Origin of the sequence: Microbulbifer variabilis, from assembly GCF_023716485.1 — a bacterium.
GTDB lineage: Bacteria > Pseudomonadota > Gammaproteobacteria > Pseudomonadales > Cellvibrionaceae > Microbulbifer > Microbulbifer variabilis_B.
Genome location: NZ_CP092418.1, coordinates 564,451 through 582,999, shown reverse-complemented (window position 1 = coordinate 582,999; position 18,549 = coordinate 564,451). Strand labels below are relative to the sequence as shown.

At 54.6% G+C, this 18,549-nt stretch carries 14 protein-coding genes; 1 reads left to right on the top strand and 13 read right to left on the bottom strand.

Annotated elements, in window-relative coordinates; genetic code table 11:
* Nucleotides 1–3: 3 nt before the first annotated feature.
* The 5 genes from rplB to rpsJ form a co-directional block, all read right to left on the bottom strand.
* Nucleotides 4–828, bottom strand: coding sequence for a 50S ribosomal protein L2 (rplB, locus tag MJO52_RS02550; RefSeq protein WP_020411387.1), 825 nt, complete (start codon nt 826–828; stop codon nt 4–6).
* Between the two features lie 14 nt (nt 829–842).
* Nucleotides 843–1,139: a 50S ribosomal protein L23 gene (rplW, locus tag MJO52_RS02545; RefSeq protein ID WP_152451143.1), complete on the bottom strand. Its 297-nt coding sequence runs from the start codon at nt 1,137–1,139 to the stop codon at nt 843–845.
* Complete coding sequence (gene rplD / locus MJO52_RS02540) at nt 1,136–1,750, bottom strand: 50S ribosomal protein L4 (RefSeq protein WP_252084413.1); 615 nt, start codon at nt 1,748–1,750, stop codon at nt 1,136–1,138. The genes rplW and rplD overlap by 4 nt, the downstream gene beginning before the upstream one ends.
* A gap of 18 nt (nt 1,751–1,768) precedes the next feature.
* Complete coding sequence (gene rplC, locus MJO52_RS02535) at nt 1,769–2,404, bottom strand: 50S ribosomal protein L3 (protein ID WP_252084412.1); 636 nt, start codon at nt 2,402–2,404, stop codon at nt 1,769–1,771.
* A 111-nt stretch (nt 2,405–2,515) separates the two neighbouring features.
* Nucleotides 2,516–2,827: a 30S ribosomal protein S10 gene (rpsJ, locus tag MJO52_RS02530; protein WP_010133849.1), complete on the bottom strand. Its 312-nt coding sequence runs from the start codon at nt 2,825–2,827 to the stop codon at nt 2,516–2,518.
* A gap of 175 nt (nt 2,828–3,002) precedes the next feature.
* On the opposite strand from rpsJ, the gene MJO52_RS02525 reads away from it, so the two are divergent.
* Complete coding sequence (locus tag MJO52_RS02525) at nt 3,003–3,479, top strand: aminoacyl-tRNA deacylase (RefSeq protein ID WP_252084411.1); 477 nt, start codon at nt 3,003–3,005, stop codon at nt 3,477–3,479.
* Between the two features lie 668 nt (nt 3,480–4,147).
* Here the strand turns inward: MJO52_RS02525 and tuf are convergent.
* From tuf to rplJ, 8 genes are all read right to left on the bottom strand, one after another.
* The gene (gene tuf / locus MJO52_RS02520) at nt 4,148–5,341 is read right to left on the bottom strand and encodes an elongation factor Tu (protein WP_252084404.1); all 1,194 of its coding nucleotides are present in this window, start codon (nt 5,339–5,341) and stop codon (nt 4,148–4,150) included.
* Nucleotides 5,342–5,417: 76 nt separating this feature from the next.
* Entirely contained in the window at nt 5,418–7,523 is a 2,106-nt protein-coding gene (gene fusA / locus MJO52_RS02515) for an elongation factor G (protein WP_252084410.1), read from the bottom strand.
* A gap of 90 nt (nt 7,524–7,613) precedes the next feature.
* On the bottom strand, nt 7,614–8,084 hold the full coding sequence (rpsG, locus tag MJO52_RS02510; RefSeq protein ID WP_143729448.1) for a 30S ribosomal protein S7: 471 nt from the start codon (nt 8,082–8,084) through the stop codon (nt 7,614–7,616).
* A 110-nt stretch (nt 8,085–8,194) separates the two neighbouring features.
* Entirely contained in the window at nt 8,195–8,569 is a 375-nt protein-coding gene (gene rpsL, locus MJO52_RS02505) for a 30S ribosomal protein S12 (RefSeq protein ID WP_067150990.1), read from the bottom strand.
* A gap of 249 nt (nt 8,570–8,818) precedes the next feature.
* Complete coding sequence (rpoC, locus tag MJO52_RS02500; protein ID WP_252084409.1) at nt 8,819–13,048, bottom strand: DNA-directed RNA polymerase subunit beta'; 4,230 nt, start codon at nt 13,046–13,048, stop codon at nt 8,819–8,821.
* Nucleotides 13,049–13,179: 131 nt separating this feature from the next.
* Entirely contained in the window at nt 13,180–17,253 is a 4,074-nt protein-coding gene (gene rpoB, locus MJO52_RS02495; protein WP_252084408.1) for a DNA-directed RNA polymerase subunit beta, read from the bottom strand.
* A gap of 294 nt (nt 17,254–17,547) precedes the next feature.
* Nucleotides 17,548–17,916 (bottom strand): 50S ribosomal protein L7/L12, encoded by a 369-nt coding sequence (gene rplL / locus MJO52_RS02490; protein WP_252084407.1) that lies wholly within the window; start codon nt 17,914–17,916, stop codon nt 17,548–17,550.
* 78 nt (nt 17,917–17,994) lie between these two features.
* On the bottom strand, nt 17,995–18,489 hold the full coding sequence (rplJ, locus tag MJO52_RS02485) for a 50S ribosomal protein L10 (protein ID WP_020411124.1): 495 nt from the start codon (nt 18,487–18,489) through the stop codon (nt 17,995–17,997).
* Nucleotides 18,490–18,549 lie beyond the last annotated feature (60 nt).

Here is an 18,549-nt window from a genome sequence, read left to right as displayed (position 1 = left end):
GGCTTACTTGCCGCGACGACGTACAATCATCTTATCGGTGCGCTTGTTCTTGCGCGTTTTCTTACCCTTGGTCGGAACGCCCCACGGAGTAACAGGGTGACGGCCACCAGAGGTACGACCTTCACCACCACCGTGCGGGTGATCTACCGGGTTCATCGCCACACCGCGAACGGTAGGACGAACACCACGCCAGCGTGCAGCACCAGCTTTACCCAGCTTGCGCAGGCTGTGCTCGGAGTTGCTCACTTCACCCAGGGTTGCGCGGCACTCAGCGAGAACCTTGCGCATTTCGCCGGAACGCAGACGAATAGTCGCGTACTGGCCTTCACGGGCTACCAGCTGTACAGAAGCACCCGCAGAGCGGGCCAACTGAGCGCCTTTACCAGGCTTCAGCTCGATACCGTGAATTACAGAACCCACCGGAACGTTGCGCAGAGGCAGGGTGTTGCCCACAGCAATCGGTGCGGCATCGCCGGACTGAATGGTGGCGCCAGCCTTAAGGCCTTTCGGTGCGATAATGTAACGACGCTCACCATCCGCGTAACAAACCAGAGCGATATGTGCGCTGCGGTTGGGATCGTACTCCAGACGCTCAACTTTAGCGGGGATACCGTCTTTGTTGCGCTTGAAGTCGATTACGCGGTAGTGCTGCTTGTGACCACCGCCGATATGACGAGTGGTGATACGACCGTTGTTGTTACGGCCACCGCTTTTGCTCTTGCTCTCTAAAAGAGGAGCGTAAGGAGCACCCTTGTGCAGGTCGGGGTTAACAACCTTAACCAGGTGTCGACGGCCGGCGGAGGTCGGTTTTGTTTTTACAATTGCCATTGTAACAGTCCCCTTTACTCAGCAGCTTCAAAGTTGATGTCGCTGCCTTCGGCCAGGCGAACGTAGGCTTTTTTCCAATCGCTGCGACGGCCCATGCCGTAGCGGGTACGCTTGGTTTTACCTTTAACGTTCACGGTGCGAACCTGCTCAACAGAAACGTTAAACAGCTTTTCAACCGCGGCCTTGATCTCAGCTTTTTCGGCATCGGTGGAAACCTTGAAAACTACTTGGTTGGCGCTATCGGCCAGCACAGCAGCTTTTTCGGAAATTACCGGGCCCAGCAGTACTTTGTAGAGTCGCTCTTGGTTCATCCCAGCACCTCTTCAATTTTCTTGAGCGCAGAAACGGTAACCACGACCTTATCAAAGCGAATCAGGCTTACTGGATCGATCGCCTGCACATCACGAACATCGATTTTGTGCAAGTTGCGAGCGGCCAGGTACAGGTTTTCGCTAACCTCTTCAGTCACGATCAGCGCATCGGACAGGTCAAACTGAGCCAGTTTGCTAACCAGTTGCTTGGTCTTGGGCGCGTCCACATCGAAGGACTCAACCACTATCAAGCGCTCCTGACGAGCCAGCTCAGACAGGATGCAGCGCAGTGCAGCGCGGTACATCTTTTTGTTCAGCTTAACGCTGTGATCACGCGGGTCAGCGGCGAAAGTTACACCACCGGAGCGCCACAGCGGGCTGCGGATAGTACCGGCACGTGCGCGGCCAGTACCTTTTTGGCGCCAGGGCTTTTTACCACCACCGGAAACATCAGAACGGTTCTTCTGCGCCTTGGTACCCTGACGAGCGCCAGCCATGTAGGCGACAACTGCCTGGTGTACCAGATCTTGGTTGAACTCACGTCCGAAAGTCACTTCAGAGACAGCTACTGTGCCTTTAGCGCCTTCGGGAGTAGCGATATTCAGTTCCATATCTAATTCCCCTCAGACTTAGGCTTTTACTGCCGGACGAACGATAACGTTGCCACCGGGAGCACCGGGAACAGCGCCTTTAACCAGCAGCAGGTTGCGTTCGGCATCGACACGAACTACTTCCAGGTTCTGCACGGTTACACGCTCAGCACCCATGTGTCCGGCCATTTTCTTGCCTTTCCATACGCGGCCAGGAGTCTGGCACTGACCGATAGAACCGGGAGCGCGGTGAGACAGGGAGTTACCGTGGGTTGCGTCCTGAGTGCGGAAGTTCCAGCGCTTAACGCCACCCTGGAAGCCTTTACCCTTGGAAGTGCCGGTTACATCGATCTTCTGGCCAGCTTCAAAGCTGCTTACAGTGATTTCAGAACCGATTTCGAAAGTCTCTTCGGAAGCGTCAGTACGCAGTTCGAAAAGATTAGTGCCAGCCTCTACATTGGCTTTGGCGAAGTGGCCCGCTTCGGGCTTGGAGACACGGGAAGCCTTACGGTTACCCACTGCTACTTGAACAGCGGCATAGCCATCGGTTTCCACAGTTTTCACCTGGGTGACGCGATTCGGAGCAACCTCAACAACGGTTACCGGAATGGATACGCCATCTTCAGTGAAGACGCGAGTCATGCCGCTCTTGCGGCCGACAATACCTATAGTCATCTTATTAACCTCTCAGTGCACGGGGCTTTAACCCACTGCGGCCGCCCAATTTCAGAGCGTTACACTACCCAGACCTTTTTCGCCTGGGGTTCGGTAGTTAGTTAAAAGTGTTTAGCCGAGACTAATTTGGACCTCAACACCGGCCGCCAGATCGAGCTTCATCAGCGCGTCGACGGTTTTCTCGGTAGGCTCAACGATGTCCAGCAAACGCTTGTGAGTACGGATCTCATACTGGTCGCGAGCGTCTTTATTAACGTGCGGGGAAATCAGTACGGTGTACTTCTCTTTGCGAGTCGGCAGCGGGATAGGACCGCGAACTTGTGCGCCAGTGCGCTTAGCCGTCTCTACGATCTCCTGAGTAGACGCGTCGATCAGCTTGTGATCGAAGGCCTTCAGGCGAATTCGGATACGTTGACCCTGCATGGAATCAAACTCCAACTTATGAACTAAAGAACGTCCTTTCTCGCAACCCCGAGGGCGGGCGAAAAGGAGCGCGAATTCTACGGGGCGCACAAGAGGCTGTCAACTGTACAGCATGATCAAATTTCAATCGGCTCAAACTACAATGGAGTACCTTAGGTAAATCGAGGGTAACGACATGACTATTGCTGCGAGATTAAGTCAATACTTGAATGACCAGTCAGTTGACTACCACCTAATACAGCATCCCCACACACGCACCAGTCGAGAGAGCGCCCACGCTGCTCATGTGCGCGAAGACCAGGTAGCCAAGGCAATCCTGTTGCGCGATAAGGAGGGGTTCGTGATGGCGGTAATACCCGCCAGCAGCAGCCTGGATCTACGCGCAGTGCACACTGAAACCGGCCGCAACGACCTGGAGATGGTTGCAGAAAATGAGCTGGGGTCGATCTTCCCAGACTGCGAGCTGGGCGCCCTACCCCCTGTCGGCCAGGCTTATGGCATTACTACCCTGATAGACAGTGGGCTCAGCCGCTGTGAGACGATCTTTTTTGAGGCGGGTGACCACGAAGAACTGGTAGAAATGAATGGACCACAATTCAATAAACTGTTTGCCGGGTGTCGAAGCGCTGATCTTAGTAAGGACTGGCCATAAGCAGCCCCAGAAACAGAAGGATTTGAAATACCTGCCTGAATAAGGCGCCACAAAGAAATGTAATCCTGTGGTGCTGCTCAAGCCAGAGCCACAGGATTCTGACCAGCAAACACTGCCTTCCACTAACCTATCCAATTAGATAAGCACCCCACCAGCTACCAGGCTAGACCAGCAAATCGCTGGGCACAGGGATATTTGTTTTAACCACCCCAAACATCTCTGCAAAACACAAAACAAATACATACCCTGAAGAGGTTTTAGCTTGTAAAGCAGGACACCTACGCTACTTAAAGCCCTGCAGAGCCACAATGAGAACACAGCAAATCCTAACGCTCAAAAAGCTATACACAAGATAAAACAACCCCCAATTTAACTCTCTCCAATACGCTATCGCGAATAAATATGTCTCAAATAAAGCCTTTATAAATCTTTATCAAATTGCACAACTACAGCTACGCTCATCATAAATTACGAGGCTAAACTTGAACCTCTCCGACAACCTTTTTTTCGGTTTTTCTTTGCAAGCACTTGCCCACAAAACTCTCCCGAGCAGCCAATTCAAATAAACACTTAACAGGCTGTATTGGCGAGAAAAAACAAAAAAATATCAGGCAAAAAAAAACCGCAGCGCGTCCGCTGCGGTTTTTTATTTAGATCAAAAGTAACTATTACTCAATGATCTTGGCAACAACGCCCGCACCTACGGTACGACCACCTTCGCGGATAGCGAAGCGCAGGCCGTCTTCCATGGCGATCGGAGCGATCAGGGTAACAACCATTTGAATGTTGTCGCCCGGCATTACCATTTCAGTGCCTTCCGGCAGCTCAACCGCACCAGTTACGTCGGTAGTACGGAAGTAGAACTGAGGACGGTAGCCTTTAAAGAACGGGGTGTGACGACCACCTTCGTCCTTGGACAGGATATACACTTCCGCTTCGAACTTGGTGTGCGGAGTGATGGAGCCCGGCTTAGCCAGTACCTGACCACGCTCCACTTCGTCACGCTTGGTGCCACGCAGCAGCGCACCGATGTTCTCACCAGCACGACCTTCGTCGAGCAGCTTGCGGAACATTTCAACACCAGTACAGGTAGTGGTGGTGGTTTCTTTAATACCAACGATCTCAACTTCGTCGCCAGTGTTGATTACACCACGCTCTACACGACCGGTTACTACGGTACCACGGCCAGAGATGGAGAATACGTCTTCGATCGGCATCAGGAACGGCTGATCTACTGCACGCTCCGGCTCAGGGATGTACTCGTCCAGAGTTTCTACCAGCTTCTTAACAGCGGTAGTACCCATTTCGTTGTCGTCTTCGCCGTTCAGGGCCATCAGAGCGGAACCAACGATGATCGGAGTGTCGTCACCTGGGAACTCGTACTGATCGAGAAGTTCGCGAACTTCCATTTCTACCAGCTCGAGCAGCTCTTCGTCGTCTACCATGTCCGCTTTGTTCAGGAATACAACGATGTAAGGTACACCTACCTGACGGGAAAGCAGGATGTGCTCACGAGTCTGCGGCATGGGGCCGTCAGCTGCGGAACATACCAGGATAGCGCCGTCCATCTGAGCGGCACCGGTGATCATGTTCTTAACGTAGTCGGCGTGTCCCGGGCAGTCTACGTGCGCGTAGTGGCGAGTCGGGGACTCGTACTCAACGTGAGAAGTAGCGATGGTGATACCGCGCTCACGCTCTTCCGGAGCATTGTCGATACCGTCAAAAGCAACAGCGTCACCGCCCCACACTTCCGCACATACGCGGGTCAGAGCAGCGGTCAGGGTGGTTTTACCGTGGTCAACGTGACCGATGGTGCCCACGTTCACGTGGGGCTTGGAACGTTCAAACTTTTCTTTTGCCATCTTTAGATGTCCTCTAGCTAAAAGTTTGCCAAAGGGGCCCCAGCTGTTGGCCCGGCCCCCTTTGAGCAGAAGTTAATTAGGCTTTGTTCTTGGCGATGATCTCATCGGCAACGTTTTTCGGCGCTTCGGAGTACTTCAGGAATTCCATGGTGTAGGTAGCACGGCCCTGAGTAGCAGAACGCAGGTCGGTTGCGTAACCGAACATCTCTGCCAGAGGCACTTCTGCGTTTACCACCTTACCAGCGGGGTTGTCTTCCATACCCTGGATCAGGCCGCGACGACGGTTGAGGTCGCCAACTACGTCACCCATGTTCTCTTCTGGAGTTACTACTTCCACCTTCATCATCGGCTCAAGCAATACCGCGCCACCCACAGAGGAGAGCTTCTTGGTCGCCATAGAACCGGCGATTTTAAACGCCATTTCACTGGAGTCCACATCGTGGTAGGAACCGTCATACAGAGTCGCTTTCAGGCCTAGCAGCGGGTAGCCAGCCAGAACACCGTTTTGCATCTGCTCTTCGATACCTTTTGATACCGCAGGGATATATTCCTTAGGTACTGCACCGCCCACGATTTCGTTAACGAATTCCAGGCCTTCTGCGGACTCATCCTCAGCGGGCTCGAATTTCACCCAAACGTGCCCGAACTGACCGCGACCACCGGACTGACGAACGAACTTACCTTCGATCTCAGAGGTGTTACGGATCGCTTCGCGGTAGGCCACCTGAGGCTTACCGATGTTCGCTTCAACATTGAACTCGCGACGCATACGGTCGACGATGATGTCCAGGTGCAGCTCACCCATACCAGAGATAATGGTCTGGCCAGTTTCTTCGTCGGTCTTCACGCGGAAAGACGGGTCTTCCTGGGCCAGCTTGCCGAGGGCAATACCCATTTTTTCCTGGTCCGGCTTGGACTTGGGCTCAACCGCTACGGAGATTACCGGCTCTGGGAATTCCATGCGCTCCAGAACAATTTTGTTGCTCTCGGCACACAGAGTGTCACCAGTGGTCACGTCTTTCAGACCAATCGCAGCTGCGATGTCACCCGCCAGTACTTCTTTAATCTCTTTACGATCGTTGGAGTGCATCTGCACCATACGACCAACGCGCTCTTTCTTCATTTTTACGGAGTTGTATACCGCAGTACCGCTCTCCAGCTTACCGGAGTAAACGCGGAAGAAAGTCAGAGTACCAACGAAGGGGTCGGTAGCAATTTTGAACGCCAGAGCGGCGAACGGAGCGTCATCGTCGGCTTCGCGAGTCTCAACGGTTTCGCCGTCTTCCAGAGTACCTTCGATCGCCTTCACTTCAGTCGGCGCCGGCAGGTATTCGATAACCGCGTCCAGCATGGCCTGCACGCCCTTGTTCTTGAACGCAGAGCCGCCCAGAACCGGTACGATTTCATTGGCCAGGGTACGCTGACGGATAGCTGCCTTGATCTCTTCTTCGGTCAGCTCACCCTCTTCCAGGTATTTTTCCATCAGCTCTTCGCTGGCTTCAGCGGCCGCTTCTACCAGGTACTCGCGCATTTCGTCGCACTCGTCCTGCAGCTCAGCGGGGATGTCAGCGTAGTCGAAGGTCATGCCCTGATCGGCTTCATTCCACAGAATGGCCTTCATTTTCACCAGGTCAACAACACCCTTAAACTCGTCCTCAGCACCGATGGTCATTTGCAGCGGTACGGCGTTCGCGTTCAAACGATCTTTCAGCTGGTCCACAACGTTGCGGAAGTTCGCACCGGCGCGATCCATTTTGTTCACGAATACCATACGCGGCACGTGGTATTTGTTGGCCTGGCGCCAAACGGTTTCAGTTTGCGGCTGAACACCAGAGGAACCACACAGTACAACAACCGCGCCGTCGAGTACGCGCAAGGAGCGCTCTACTTCAATGGTAAAGTCAACGTGTCCTGGGGTGTCGATGATGTTTACGCGGTGCTGATCGAACTGCTGCTGCATGCCAGCCCAGAAACAGGTGGTTGCAGCGGAGGTGATGGTAATACCACGCTCCTGCTCCTGCTCCATCCAGTCCATGGTTGCGGCGCCTTCGTGCACCTCACCAATTTTGTGGGACAGACCAGTGTAGAAAAGTACGCGCTCAGTAGTGGTGGTTTTACCGGCGTCTACGTGGGCACAGATACCGATGTTACGGTAGCGTGCGATAGGCGTTTTACGTGCCACAGTTGTATCCTCGATATAACGGCAAAAGGCAGCCTGGAAATTTCCGTGCTGCCTTTCGGTATTAATTTCCGATGTTGGTAATCATCAGACTTAGAAGCGGTAGTGAGAGAACGCCTTGTTGGCTTCCGCCATGCGGTGTACATCTTCACGCTTCTTGACCGCGCCGCCCTTGTTCTGAGCTGCATCGATCATTTCATTGGCCAGGCGCTGAGCCATAGACTTCTCGCCGCGTTTGCGGGAGAACTCTACCAGCCAACGCATTGCCAGAGCCGTACGGCGCGAGGGGCGCACTTCTACAGGCACCTGATAGGTCGCACCACCAACACGGCGGGATTTAACTTCCACCATAGGCGCGATGTTTTCCAAAGACTCTTCAAATACTTCGATCGGGTCTTTGTTCAATTTTTCAGAAATAGTATCAAGGGCACCGTATACAATGCGCTCTGCTACTGATTTCTTGCCGCTGATCATGACGTGGTTCATGAACTTGGCTAGGGTGACGTTCCCGAACTTGGGGTCGGGCAGTACTTCGCGCTTAGCGACTACTCGTCTTCTCGGCATGGGAATTGCCTCTCTTCAGGGTTATTCTGAGACGCCGCCGTAAAACCTTACAATCCGGCGAGCTCAGCCTTACTCCGGTTGGAAACCGAAACGCAAATCGTTAAAGGCGATTAACCTTTAGGACGCTTGGCGCCGTATTTAGAACGGCCCTGCTTGCGATCGTTTACGCCGGCACAGTCAAGTGCACCGCGTACAGTGTGGTAGCGCACACCCGGCAGGTCTTTTACACGACCGCCGCGAATCAGTACCACGCTGTGCTCCTGCAGGTTGTGGCCTTCACCACCGATGTACGAAGTTACTTCGTAACCGTTGGTCAGACGCACACGGCAAACTTTGCGCAGTGCGGAGTTCGGCTTTTTCGGTGTAGTGGTGTACACGCGAGTGCAAACTCCACGACGCTGCGGGCTAGCCTGCAGAGCGGGAACGTCGCTTTTTTCGACTTTGCGTTTTCTCGGCTTACGAACCAACTGGTTGATCGTTGCCATTAAAAATCACTCCAAAAATAAAATGCCCCCACCTCTAACAGTGAGGGCCTGTCGTCTGTGTGTAGCGCCGACCGAGAGGCCGAACGAAACACCCCACATCAGCGGGGGCCGCATTCTATAAGCGACAACCCGCCTAGTCAATCGGCGACAGAAGTAAGTGCTTACATCACAGACAGTCGCCAATATCAGATCGAGCACCGAAGTGCCCCGACCTACCCCACTCCATCATCGGATGGAGTGGAATACGCCTTATTCGCCAGAGGACTTGAGGGCCTCGGTCAGTGCCGCTTCTACCTCTGCTGCAGAAGGACCTTCGCCGAAGGTTTCTTCCAGCTGCAGGTTGCGCTTGCGCTTGCGTTCTGCGTGGTAGGCCAGACCGGTACCGGCCGGAATCAAGCGGCCCACAACCACGTTCTCTTTCAAACCGCGCAGGCTATCTTCTTTACCGGTTACCGCCGCCTCGGTCAGAACGCGGGTAGTCTCCTGGAACGAAGCCGCAGACAGGAAGGACTCAGTGGCCAGAGACGCTTTGGTAATACCCAGCAACAGGCGCTCGAACTGAGCGGGCTGTTTGCCTTCGGCGCGCAACTGCTCGTTCTCTTCGATCACGCGCTGGTATTCCACCTGGTCGCCCTTAATTAAGCTGGAATCGCCCATCTCCAGGATTTCCACCTTGCGCAGCATCTGGCGCACGATAGTCTCGATGTGCTTATCGTTAATACCTACACCCTGGAGACGGTAAACTTCCTGGATCTCGTTAGTGATGTAGCGCGCCAGTTCTTCAACGCCTTTCAGACGCAGAATATCGTGCGGGTTGGACGGGCCATCGGAGATAACCTCGCCCTTCTCTACAGTTTCACCTTCGAACACAGTCAGCTGGCGGTGCTTCGGAATCAGAACCTCGTAGTGGTCCTTACCGTTGGCCAGTGGCTTGCCGTCGCGCGGGGTGATCTGCAGACGCACCTTGCCTTTGGTCTCTTTACCGAAGGAAACGGTACCGGAGATTTCCGCCAGGATGGACGGCTCTTTCGGCTTACGCGCTTCGAACAGGTCGGCAACGCGGGGCAGACCACCGGTGATGTCCTTGGTACCGCCAGATTCCTGCGGGATACGTGCGATTACGTCACCCACGTTCACCTTGTCACCATTCTTCAGGCTGAGAATCGCACGCGCCGGCAATGCGTAGTGCGCAGGCGCATTACTGTTGGCCAGAGTCAGTTCTTCGCCATTCTCATCCAACAGAGTTACCGCCGGACGCAGGTCTTTACCTGCCGCCGGACGCTCGGCTGGATCGATAATTTCGATCGAGGACAGACCGGTAATTTCATCGGTCTGCTTGCGGATGGAGAGACCCTCTTCCATACCGGACAGTTTCACCCAACCGGCAACTTCGGTGATGATCGGGTGGGTGTGCGGATCCCACTTGGCCACAATCTGGCCACCATCAACCTCAGCACCCTCATAGACACTGATTACAGCACCGTAAGGCAGCTTGTAGCGCTCGCGCTCGCGCCCAGCGCTATCGGCAATCGCCAATTCACCGGAGCGGGAAACCGCTACCAGGTTGCCAGCTTCAGTCTTAACGGTCTTCACATTGTGCAGACGGACGGTACCGCCCAGCTTCACTTGAATGCTGTCTGCAGCAGAGGCGCGGCTCGCAGCACCACCGATGTGGAAGGTACGCATGGTCAGCTGGGTACCCGGCTCACCGATGGACTGTGCGGCAACAACGCCCACAGATTCACCCGGGTTGGCGCGGTGGCCTCGGGCCAGGTCACGGCCGTAACACTGGGCACAGATACCGTGTGCAGTAGTACAGGTGATCGGGGAGCGAACCAGAACCTCATCGATACCCATGGCTTCGATGCGCTCTACCCACTTCTCGTCGATCATGGTGCCGGCGGAAACGGCGATTTCATCGCTGCCGGGCTTCAATACATCGCGAGCCACAACACGACCGAGGATACGGTCACCGAGAGATTCGATAACGTCACCGCCCTCGATCACCGGCGCCATGGTCAGGCCGTCGTCAGTGCCACAATCCAGTTCGGTAATTACCACGTCCTGAGCAACGTCCACCAAGCGACGGGTCAGATAACCAGAGTTCGCGGTTTTCAGTGCGGTATCCGCCAGACCTTTACGAGCACCGTGGGTCGAGATGAAGTACTGCTGTACGGTCAGACCTTCACGGAAGTTTGCGGTAATGGCGTTCTCGATAATGGAGCCGTCTGGACGGGCCATCAGACCACGCATACCAGCGAGCTGACGAATCTGTGCTTCGGAGCCCCGTGCACCGGAGTCTGCATACATGAAAACAGAGTTGAAAGAGTCCTGCTGGGTCTCTTTGCCCTCTCGGTCAGTCACCCTCTCTTTCTTAATCCCCGCCATCATCGCCTGGGTCACCTTATCGTTGGTACGGGACCAAACATCGATGACCTTGTTGTATTTTTCACCCTGGGTTACCAGACCGGAGGCAAACTGGCTTTCAATTTCCTTCACTTCCGCTTCCGCGGATTCGATCAACTGAGCTTTCTCCGCCGGGATTTCGAAGTCGTTCACACCAATGGAGGAACCGGACTTGGTAGAGAAATCAAAACCGGTGTACATCAGCTGGTCGGCGAAGATAACCGTCGCCTTCAGGCCCACCTTGCGGTAGCACTCGTTCAGTACACGGGAAATAGACTTCTTCTTCATCGGCTGGTTAACCAGCTCGAAGGGCAGGCCTTCCGGGACAATATTCCACAGCAGCGCGCGGCCTACAGTGGTGTCCTGTACAGAGATGGTTTCGTGTTTCTCACCATCTTCACCCACGATATTTTCGCGGATACGCACTTTAACCTTCGCCTGTAAGCCAACCTGCTTGGCATAAAAGGCACGGCTCACCTCTTTGATATCGGAGAAGGACATGCCCTCGCCTTTATCGTTGACGCGCTCTCGGGTCATCCAGTACAGGCCCAGTACCACGTCCTGGGACGGTACGATGATCGGCTCACCATTGGCGGGCGACAGGATGTTGTTGGTGGACATCATCAGCGCGCGGGATTCAAGCTGCGCTTCGATGGTCAAAGGTACGTGTACCGCCATCTGGTCGCCGTCGAAGTCGGCGTTATAGGCAGCACAAACCAGCGGATGTAGCTGGATCGCCTTACCTTCAATCAGTACCGGCTCGAACGCCTGAATACCCAGACGGTGCAGGGTCGGTGCTCGGTTGAGTAGTACCGGGTGCTCGCGGATCACCTCGTCGAGGATATCCCAAACGATGGCCTCTTCGCGCTCCACCATTTTCTTGGCGGCTTTGATGGTAGTGGCCAGACCGCGAGTTTCGAGCTTGCCGAAAATAAACGGTTTGAACAGCTCCAGAGCCATTTTTTTGGGCAGACCACACTGGTGCAGGCGTAGGGTCGGGCCAACCACGATCACGGAACGACCGGAGTAGTCCACACGCTTACCCAGCAGGTTCTGACGGAAGCGACCCTGCTTACCTTTAATCATGTCAGCCAGGGACTTCAGCGGGCGCTTGTTGGAGCCGGTGATAGCGCGGCCGCGACGGCCGTTATCCAACAGTGCATCGACAGATTCCTGCAGCATGCGCTTTTCGTTACGCACGATAATGTCCGGCGCATTCAACTCGAGCAGACGCTTCAGGCGGTTGTTACGGTTGATCACACGACGGTAGAGGTCGTTTAGATCGGAGGTCGCAAAGCGGCCACCATCCAGCGGCACCAGCGGACGCAGATCCGGTGGCAGAACCGGCAAAGCCTTCATTACCATCCACTCCGGGTTGTTACCGGATTTGTAGAAGGCTTCCAGCAGCTTCAGGCGCTTGGACAGTTTCTTGATCTTGGTTTCGGAATTGGTCGCCGGGATCTCTTCCCGCAGGCGCTGGATCTCAACCGGCAGTTCAATATCTGCCATCAATTCCTGGATAGCCTCGGCACCCATTTTCGCTTCAAACTCATCGGCGAACTCTTCCATCGCCTCAAAGTACTGCTCATCGTTCAGTAGCTGGCCGCGCTCCAGGGTGGTCATGCCGGGCTCGGTTACCACGTAGGATTCGAAGTACAGCACGCGCTCAATATCGCGCAGGGTCATATCCAGCAACAGGCCGATACGGGATGGCAGGGATTTCAGGAACCAGATATGCGCAACCGGGCTGGCCAGTTCAATGTGGCCCATACGCTCACGGCGCACCTTGGCTTTGGTGACCTCAACGCCGCACTTCTCACAGATAATACCGCGGTGCTTCATGCGCTTGTACTTACCGCACAAGCACTCGTAGTCTTTAACCGGGCCGAAGATCTTGGCGCAGAACAAGCCTTCACGCTCAGGCTTGAAGGTACGGTAGTTGATGGTCTCCGGCTTCTTCACTTCGCCGTAGGACCAGGAGCGGATCATGTCCGGCGAGGCCAGACCGATACGAATCGCATCAAACTCTTCCAGGTGCTCCTGGGACTTCACCAGATTTAATAAATCTTTCAAGGCCTTTCCTCCACTAGGGGGTAGTCAACCCGGCCGTTACGCCGGGCCGGGCGGGCCGGCAACCCCACTGCTTCCAGGGTGCCGGCGCTTGTCTCAATTCACCTGCGAACAGGCTTTTGCACCAATCGGTCTTACTCGTGCTCGAGCTCGAAGTTCATACCGAGAGAGCGGATTTCCTTAACCAGTACATTGAAGGACTCCGGCATGCCAGGCTCCATACGGTGGTCGGAATCCACGATGTTTTTGTACATCTTGGTCCGCCCTTCCACGTCGTCGGATTTGACCGTGAGCATTTCCTGCAGGGTGTATGCGGCGCCGTAGGCTTCCAGCGCCCACACTTCCATCTCCCCGAAACGCTGACCACCGAACTGTGCCTTACCACCCAGCGGCTGCTGGGTAACCAGGCTGTAGGAGCCAGTGGAACGCGCGTGCATCTTGTCGTCCACCAGGTGGTTCAACTTCAGCATGTACATGTAGCCCACGGTAACCGGGCGCTCGAAAGCATCACCGGTACGACCGTCGTGCAGAGTGATCTGGCCGGAATCGGGGATATCGGCAAGGCGCAGCAATTGCTTGATCTCGCTCTCATCGGCACCGTCGAATACCGGGGTCGCCATGGGTACACCGCGACGCAGGTTTTGCGCCATGGTCATGACTTCCTGATCGGAGAACTGATCCAGTTCTTCCTTGCGACCGCCTGTGGAGTTGTAGACCTCTTCCAGGAATCCGCGCACCTTGGCGACTTCCTGCTGCTCCTTGATCATCTTGTCGATTTTGACGCCAAGACCTTTAGCAGCCATACCCAGGTGCATTTCCAGAACCTGACCAACGTTCATCCGCGAGGGAACACCCAGTGGGTTCAGAACGATGTCTACCGGCTCACCGTTTTGGTCGTAAGGCATGTCTTCAACGGGCTTGATTACAGAGATCACACCCTTGTTACCGTGGCGACCGGCCATCTTGTCGCCCGGCTGGATGCGGCGTTTGATCGCTAGGTAGACCTTGACGATTTTCAATACGCCCGGAGCCAGGTCATCGCCGGACTCCAGTTTTTTCTTCTTGTCTTCAAAGGCTTCGTCGAGCAGCTTGCGACGCTCTTTCAGCTGTACTTCTGCCTTCTCCAGCTGCTCGTTGAGACCCTCGTCTTCCATGCGCAGCTTGAACCAGTCTTCACGTGGCAGAGTGGCGAGTACTTCAGTGGTGAGCTCCTGGCCCTTGCTGATACCTTTACCACCGGCAGCCTTCTGACCCTGCAGCGCTTGCTGCAGACGCTCAAAGGTAGCGCCTTCAACAATGCGGTACTCTTCATTCAGGTCCTTGCGAACCTCATCCAGCTGCGCCTTCTCGATATCGATGGAACGCTGATCTTTCTGCAGGCCGTCACGGGTGAATACCTGAACGTCGATCACCGTACCGCGGGTGCCACTGGGCGCGCGCAGGGAAGTGTCTTTAACGTCGGAAGCTTTTTCACCGAAGATTGCACGCAGCAGCTTCTCTTCTGGGGTCAGCTGTGCTTCGCCTTTAGGAGTAACCTTACCGACCAGGATATCGCCGGCACCTACTTCCGCACCGATATATACAATGCCGGACTCGTCCAACTTATTCAGCGCAGACTCACCCACATTGGGGATATCCGCAGTGATCTCCTCACTACCCAGTTTGGTATCTCGGGCAATACAGGTCAGTTCCTGGATGTGAATAGTGGTGAAGCGATCTTCCTGTACAACGCGCTCACTAATAAGGATGGAATCCTCAAAGTTGTAACCATTCCAGGGCATAAAGGCGATGCGCATATTCTGGCCAAGAGCCAGCTCACCCAGATCTACAGAAGGACCATCGGCGAGGATATCGCCGCGGGTTACGCGATCACCAGTGTTAACAATCGGGCGCTGATTGATACAGGTATTCTGGTTGGAGCGGATGTATTTGGTCAGGTTATAAATATCTACACCTGCATCACCGGCTTCCACCTCAGCGTCCGCCACGCGGACTACCACACGGCTTGAATCAACACGCTCAATCACACCGCCACGCTTGGCTACCACACATACCCCGGAGTCGCGCGCTACGGTGCGCTCCATACCGGTGCCTACTAGCGGCTTTTCAGCACGCAGGGTCGGTACCGCCTGACGCTGCATGTTCGAGCCCATCAATGCACGGTTGGCGTCATCGTGCTCAAGGAACGGGATCATCGCCGCAGCGACAGAAACCACCTGCTTGGCGGAAACATCCATATACTGGATTTCACCCGGTGCCTTCAGGGTAAATTCGCCATGGTGACGCACGCTGATCAGGTCATCAATGAAGTTGCCGTTGTCATCTACTTCCGCAGACGCCTGGGCAATAATGTAATTTGCTTCATTGATCGCTGACAGGTAAGCGATTTCGTCGGTTACCTTGCCATCAACCACTTTGCGATAAGCACTTTCGAGGAAACCGTAGTGGTTAGCGCGAGCGTAAGTGGCCAGGGAGTTGATCAGACCAATGTTCGGTCCTTCCGGCGTCTCAATCGGACATACGCGGCCGTAGTGAGTCGGGTGCACGTCGCGCACCTCAAAGCCAGCGCGCTCACGGGTCAAACCACCTGGGCCCAGTGCGGAAACACGACGCTTGTGAGTCACTTCCGACAGCGGGTTGTTCTGGTCCATAAACTGGGACAGCTGCGAGGAACCGAAGAATTCCTTCACTGCAGCGGCAACCGGCTTGGCATTGATCAGGTCCTGCGGCATCAGGCCTTCGGACTCCGCCATGGACAGGCGCTCTTTGACCGCGCGCTCCACACGTACCAGACCAACGCGGAACTGGTTCTCGGCCATCTCACCAACGGAGCGCACGCGGCGGTTCCCCAGGTGATCGATATCGTCCACCATGCCCTGGCCGTTACGGATATCGATCAAGGTCTTCAGTACATCGACGATATCTTCTTTGCTCAGGGTGCCTTCGCCGGTCTCGTCTTCACGGCCCAGGCGACGATTGAACTTCATGCGACCAACGGCGGACAGATCGTAGCGCTCGTCGGTGAAGAACAGGTTTTCAAACAGGGATTCCGCAGATTCCTTGGTGGGCGGCTCGCCTGGGCGCATCATGCGGTAGATCTCTACCAGCGCTTCCAGCTGAGTGCGGGAAGGCTCTGCACGCAGGGTATCGGAGATAAACGGTCCACGGTCTAGATCATTGGTGTACAGCGTTTCGAAAGTCTTAATATTGAGTGTGCGTAACTGGGCGATTACTTCAGCGGTAATCTCAGCATTACACTCAACTGCAATTTCACCAGTAGACTCATCGACAATATCGTGAGCCAGAATACGGCCAAACAGGTATTCCAGTGGCGCGTCCAGCTTTTCTACGCCGGCTTTCTCCAGCTGGCGAATATGACGCGGGGTGATACGACGCCCCTCTTCCACAATCACCTTGCCCTGGCCATCTTTAATATCAAAAGAGGCCACGTCACCGCGCAAGCGGGAGGGAATCAGTTCCAGGCTAACGCGGTCTTCCTGCAGCTCAAACTTGCTGGTCTCGAAGAACATCTCCAGCATTTCCTGGGAGCTATATCCCAGTGCACGCAACAGAATTGTCGCAGGCAGTTTGCGGCGACGGTCGATACGAACGAATACCAAGTCCTTTGGATCGAATTCGAAGTCCAGCCAGGAGCCACGATAAGGAATTACACGCGCGGCGTACAGCAGCTTACCGGAGGAATGGGTCTTGCCTTTGTCGTGATCGAAAAATACACCCGGGGAACGGTGTAGCTGGGATACGATAACACGCTCAGTACCATTAATTACAAAGGTGCCGTTGTCCGTCATGAGCGGGATTTCGCCCATGTAAACTTCCTGCTCTTTGATGTCCTTAATGGACTTATTCGCAGACTCTTTATCGTAAATAATCAGGCGCACACGTACACGCAGCGGACAGGCGTAGGTCACGCCGCGTAGAGTACATTCCTTAACATCGAAAGCGGGCTTACCCAGTGTGTAGCTCACGTACTCCAGAGCGGCATTGCCTGAATAGCTGACAATCGGAAATACGGATTTAAACGCCGCCTGCAGGCCGACATCTAAGCGATCGTCGGGGCGCTTGTCGGCCTGTGTAAAATTGCGATATGAATCCAGCTGTATCGCAAGCAGGAAGGGCACATCCATGACCTTAGGCAGTTTGCCAAAATCCTTGCGGATACGTTTTTTCTCAGTATATGAGTAAGCCATTCAAATTCCCCAGCTTGATCAGTGACAAGACTTCGTGGGACTCCATTCGGGAGCCCCTCCGGGCGAGAAGCCTCTGAACAACACAGATTGCCTGTGCTGTTCAGAAACCTCTCCGCTTGCTTTCGGGCAGCGCAACTGCGCTATGGTTAAATGAGGTTTGCCACGGTTTTATACCGCCGGCACCGCTAAAACCTCAGTACCGCAAACGGCAAAAAGGCCGGCGGACAAAAGTCCACCAGCCTTACCGCTATGTGTCGTTTTAGGCGACCAATAGCGGGAATCGCAACAACCGAATTACTTCAGTTCTACAGTTGCGCCAGCTTCTTCCAGCTCTTTCTTAGCGGCTTCAGCTTCGTCTTTGGTTGCGCCTTCTTTCAGCGGGCTTGGAGCGCCGTCAACCAATGCCTTGGCTTCTTTCAAGCCCAGGCCGGTGATGCCGCGAACAACCTTGATCACGTTCACTTTCTTGTCGCCTGCAGAAGTCAGAACTACGTCGAAAGAGTCTTTCTCTTCAGCGGCAGCTTCGCCACCAGCCGGGCCGGCTACAACTGCTGCTGCAGCAGTTACACCGAACTTCTCTTCCATTGCTTCGATCAGCTCAACAACGTCTTTAACAGACATTTCGGCAACAGCGTTGATGATATCTTCTTTAGTCAGAGACATGAGTCATTACCTGAATTGGTTTGAGCAGTAGCTGCTCGTATTTCGTTTTGAAACCGCGATTCGCTAAAGCGAATTCAATTACGCAGCTTCCTGCTCTTTTTGGTCGCGAACGGCCGCAATAGTGCGGACCAGCTTGCCAGCAGATGCTTCTTTCAACACGCTCATCAGCTTGGCGATCGCCTCGTCGTAAGTCGGCAGGCTTGCCAACAATGCGACGTCGGTGATCGCGCCTTCGAAGGCAGCACCTTTCAGTTCCAGCTTGTCATTGCCCTTGGCGAACTGGCTCAGGATGCGCGCGCCGGCACCTGGGTGTTCGTTAGAGAATGCAATGATGCTAGGACCTACGAATTTGTCAGTCAGACATTCGTAATCGGTTCCTGCCAGAGCGCGACGCGCCAGAGTATTGCGGACGACTTTTAACCAAACGCCGTTCTCGCGAGCCTCTTTGCGCAGGGCAGTCATGTCATTTACGGTAACGCCGCGGGAATCCGCAACTACCGCAGACAGAGCACCCTCAGCAGCTTGCTGGACATCTGCGACAATCGCTTTCTTGTCTTCGAGTCCAATAGCCATAGTGTCACTCCTGGATTTGAAAAAAACCGGGCTCAAAGCCCGATCCGTTCCGGTGCATAA

Excerpts from the sequence above, each read along its gene's own strand:
- rplB (WP_020411387.1), bottom strand. The coding sequence starts at position 828 with ATGGCAATTGTAAAAACAAAACCGACCTCCGCCGGCCGTCGACACCTG.
- rplW (WP_152451143.1), bottom strand. The coding sequence starts at position 1,139 with ATGAACCAAGAGCGACTCTACAAAGTACTGCTGGGCCCGGTAATTTCC.
- rplD (WP_252084413.1), bottom strand. The coding sequence starts at position 1,750 with ATGGAACTGAATATCGCTACTCCCGAAGGCGCTAAAGGCACAGTAGCT.
- rplC (WP_252084412.1), bottom strand. The coding sequence starts at position 2,404 with ATGACTATAGGTATTGTCGGCCGCAAGAGCGGCATGACTCGCGTCTTC.
- rpsJ (WP_010133849.1), bottom strand. The coding sequence starts at position 2,827 with ATGCAGGGTCAACGTATCCGAATTCGCCTGAAGGCCTTCGATCACAAG.
- MJO52_RS02525 (WP_252084411.1), top strand. The coding sequence starts at position 3,003 with ATGACTATTGCTGCGAGATTAAGTCAATACTTGAATGACCAGTCAGTT.
- tuf (WP_252084404.1), bottom strand. The coding sequence starts at position 5,341 with ATGGCAAAAGAAAAGTTTGAACGTTCCAAGCCCCACGTGAACGTGGGC.
- rpsG (WP_143729448.1), bottom strand. The coding sequence starts at position 8,084 with ATGCCGAGAAGACGAGTAGTCGCTAAGCGCGAAGTACTGCCCGACCCC.
- rpsL (WP_067150990.1), bottom strand. The coding sequence starts at position 8,569 with ATGGCAACGATCAACCAGTTGGTTCGTAAGCCGAGAAAACGCAAAGTC.
- rpoB (WP_252084408.1), bottom strand. The coding sequence starts at position 17,253 with ATGGCTTACTCATATACTGAGAAAAAACGTATCCGCAAGGATTTTGGC.
- rplL (WP_252084407.1), bottom strand. The coding sequence starts at position 17,916 with ATGTCTCTGACTAAAGAAGATATCATCAACGCTGTTGCCGAAATGTCT.
- rplJ (WP_020411124.1), bottom strand. The coding sequence starts at position 18,489 with ATGGCTATTGGACTCGAAGACAAGAAAGCGATTGTCGCAGATGTCCAG.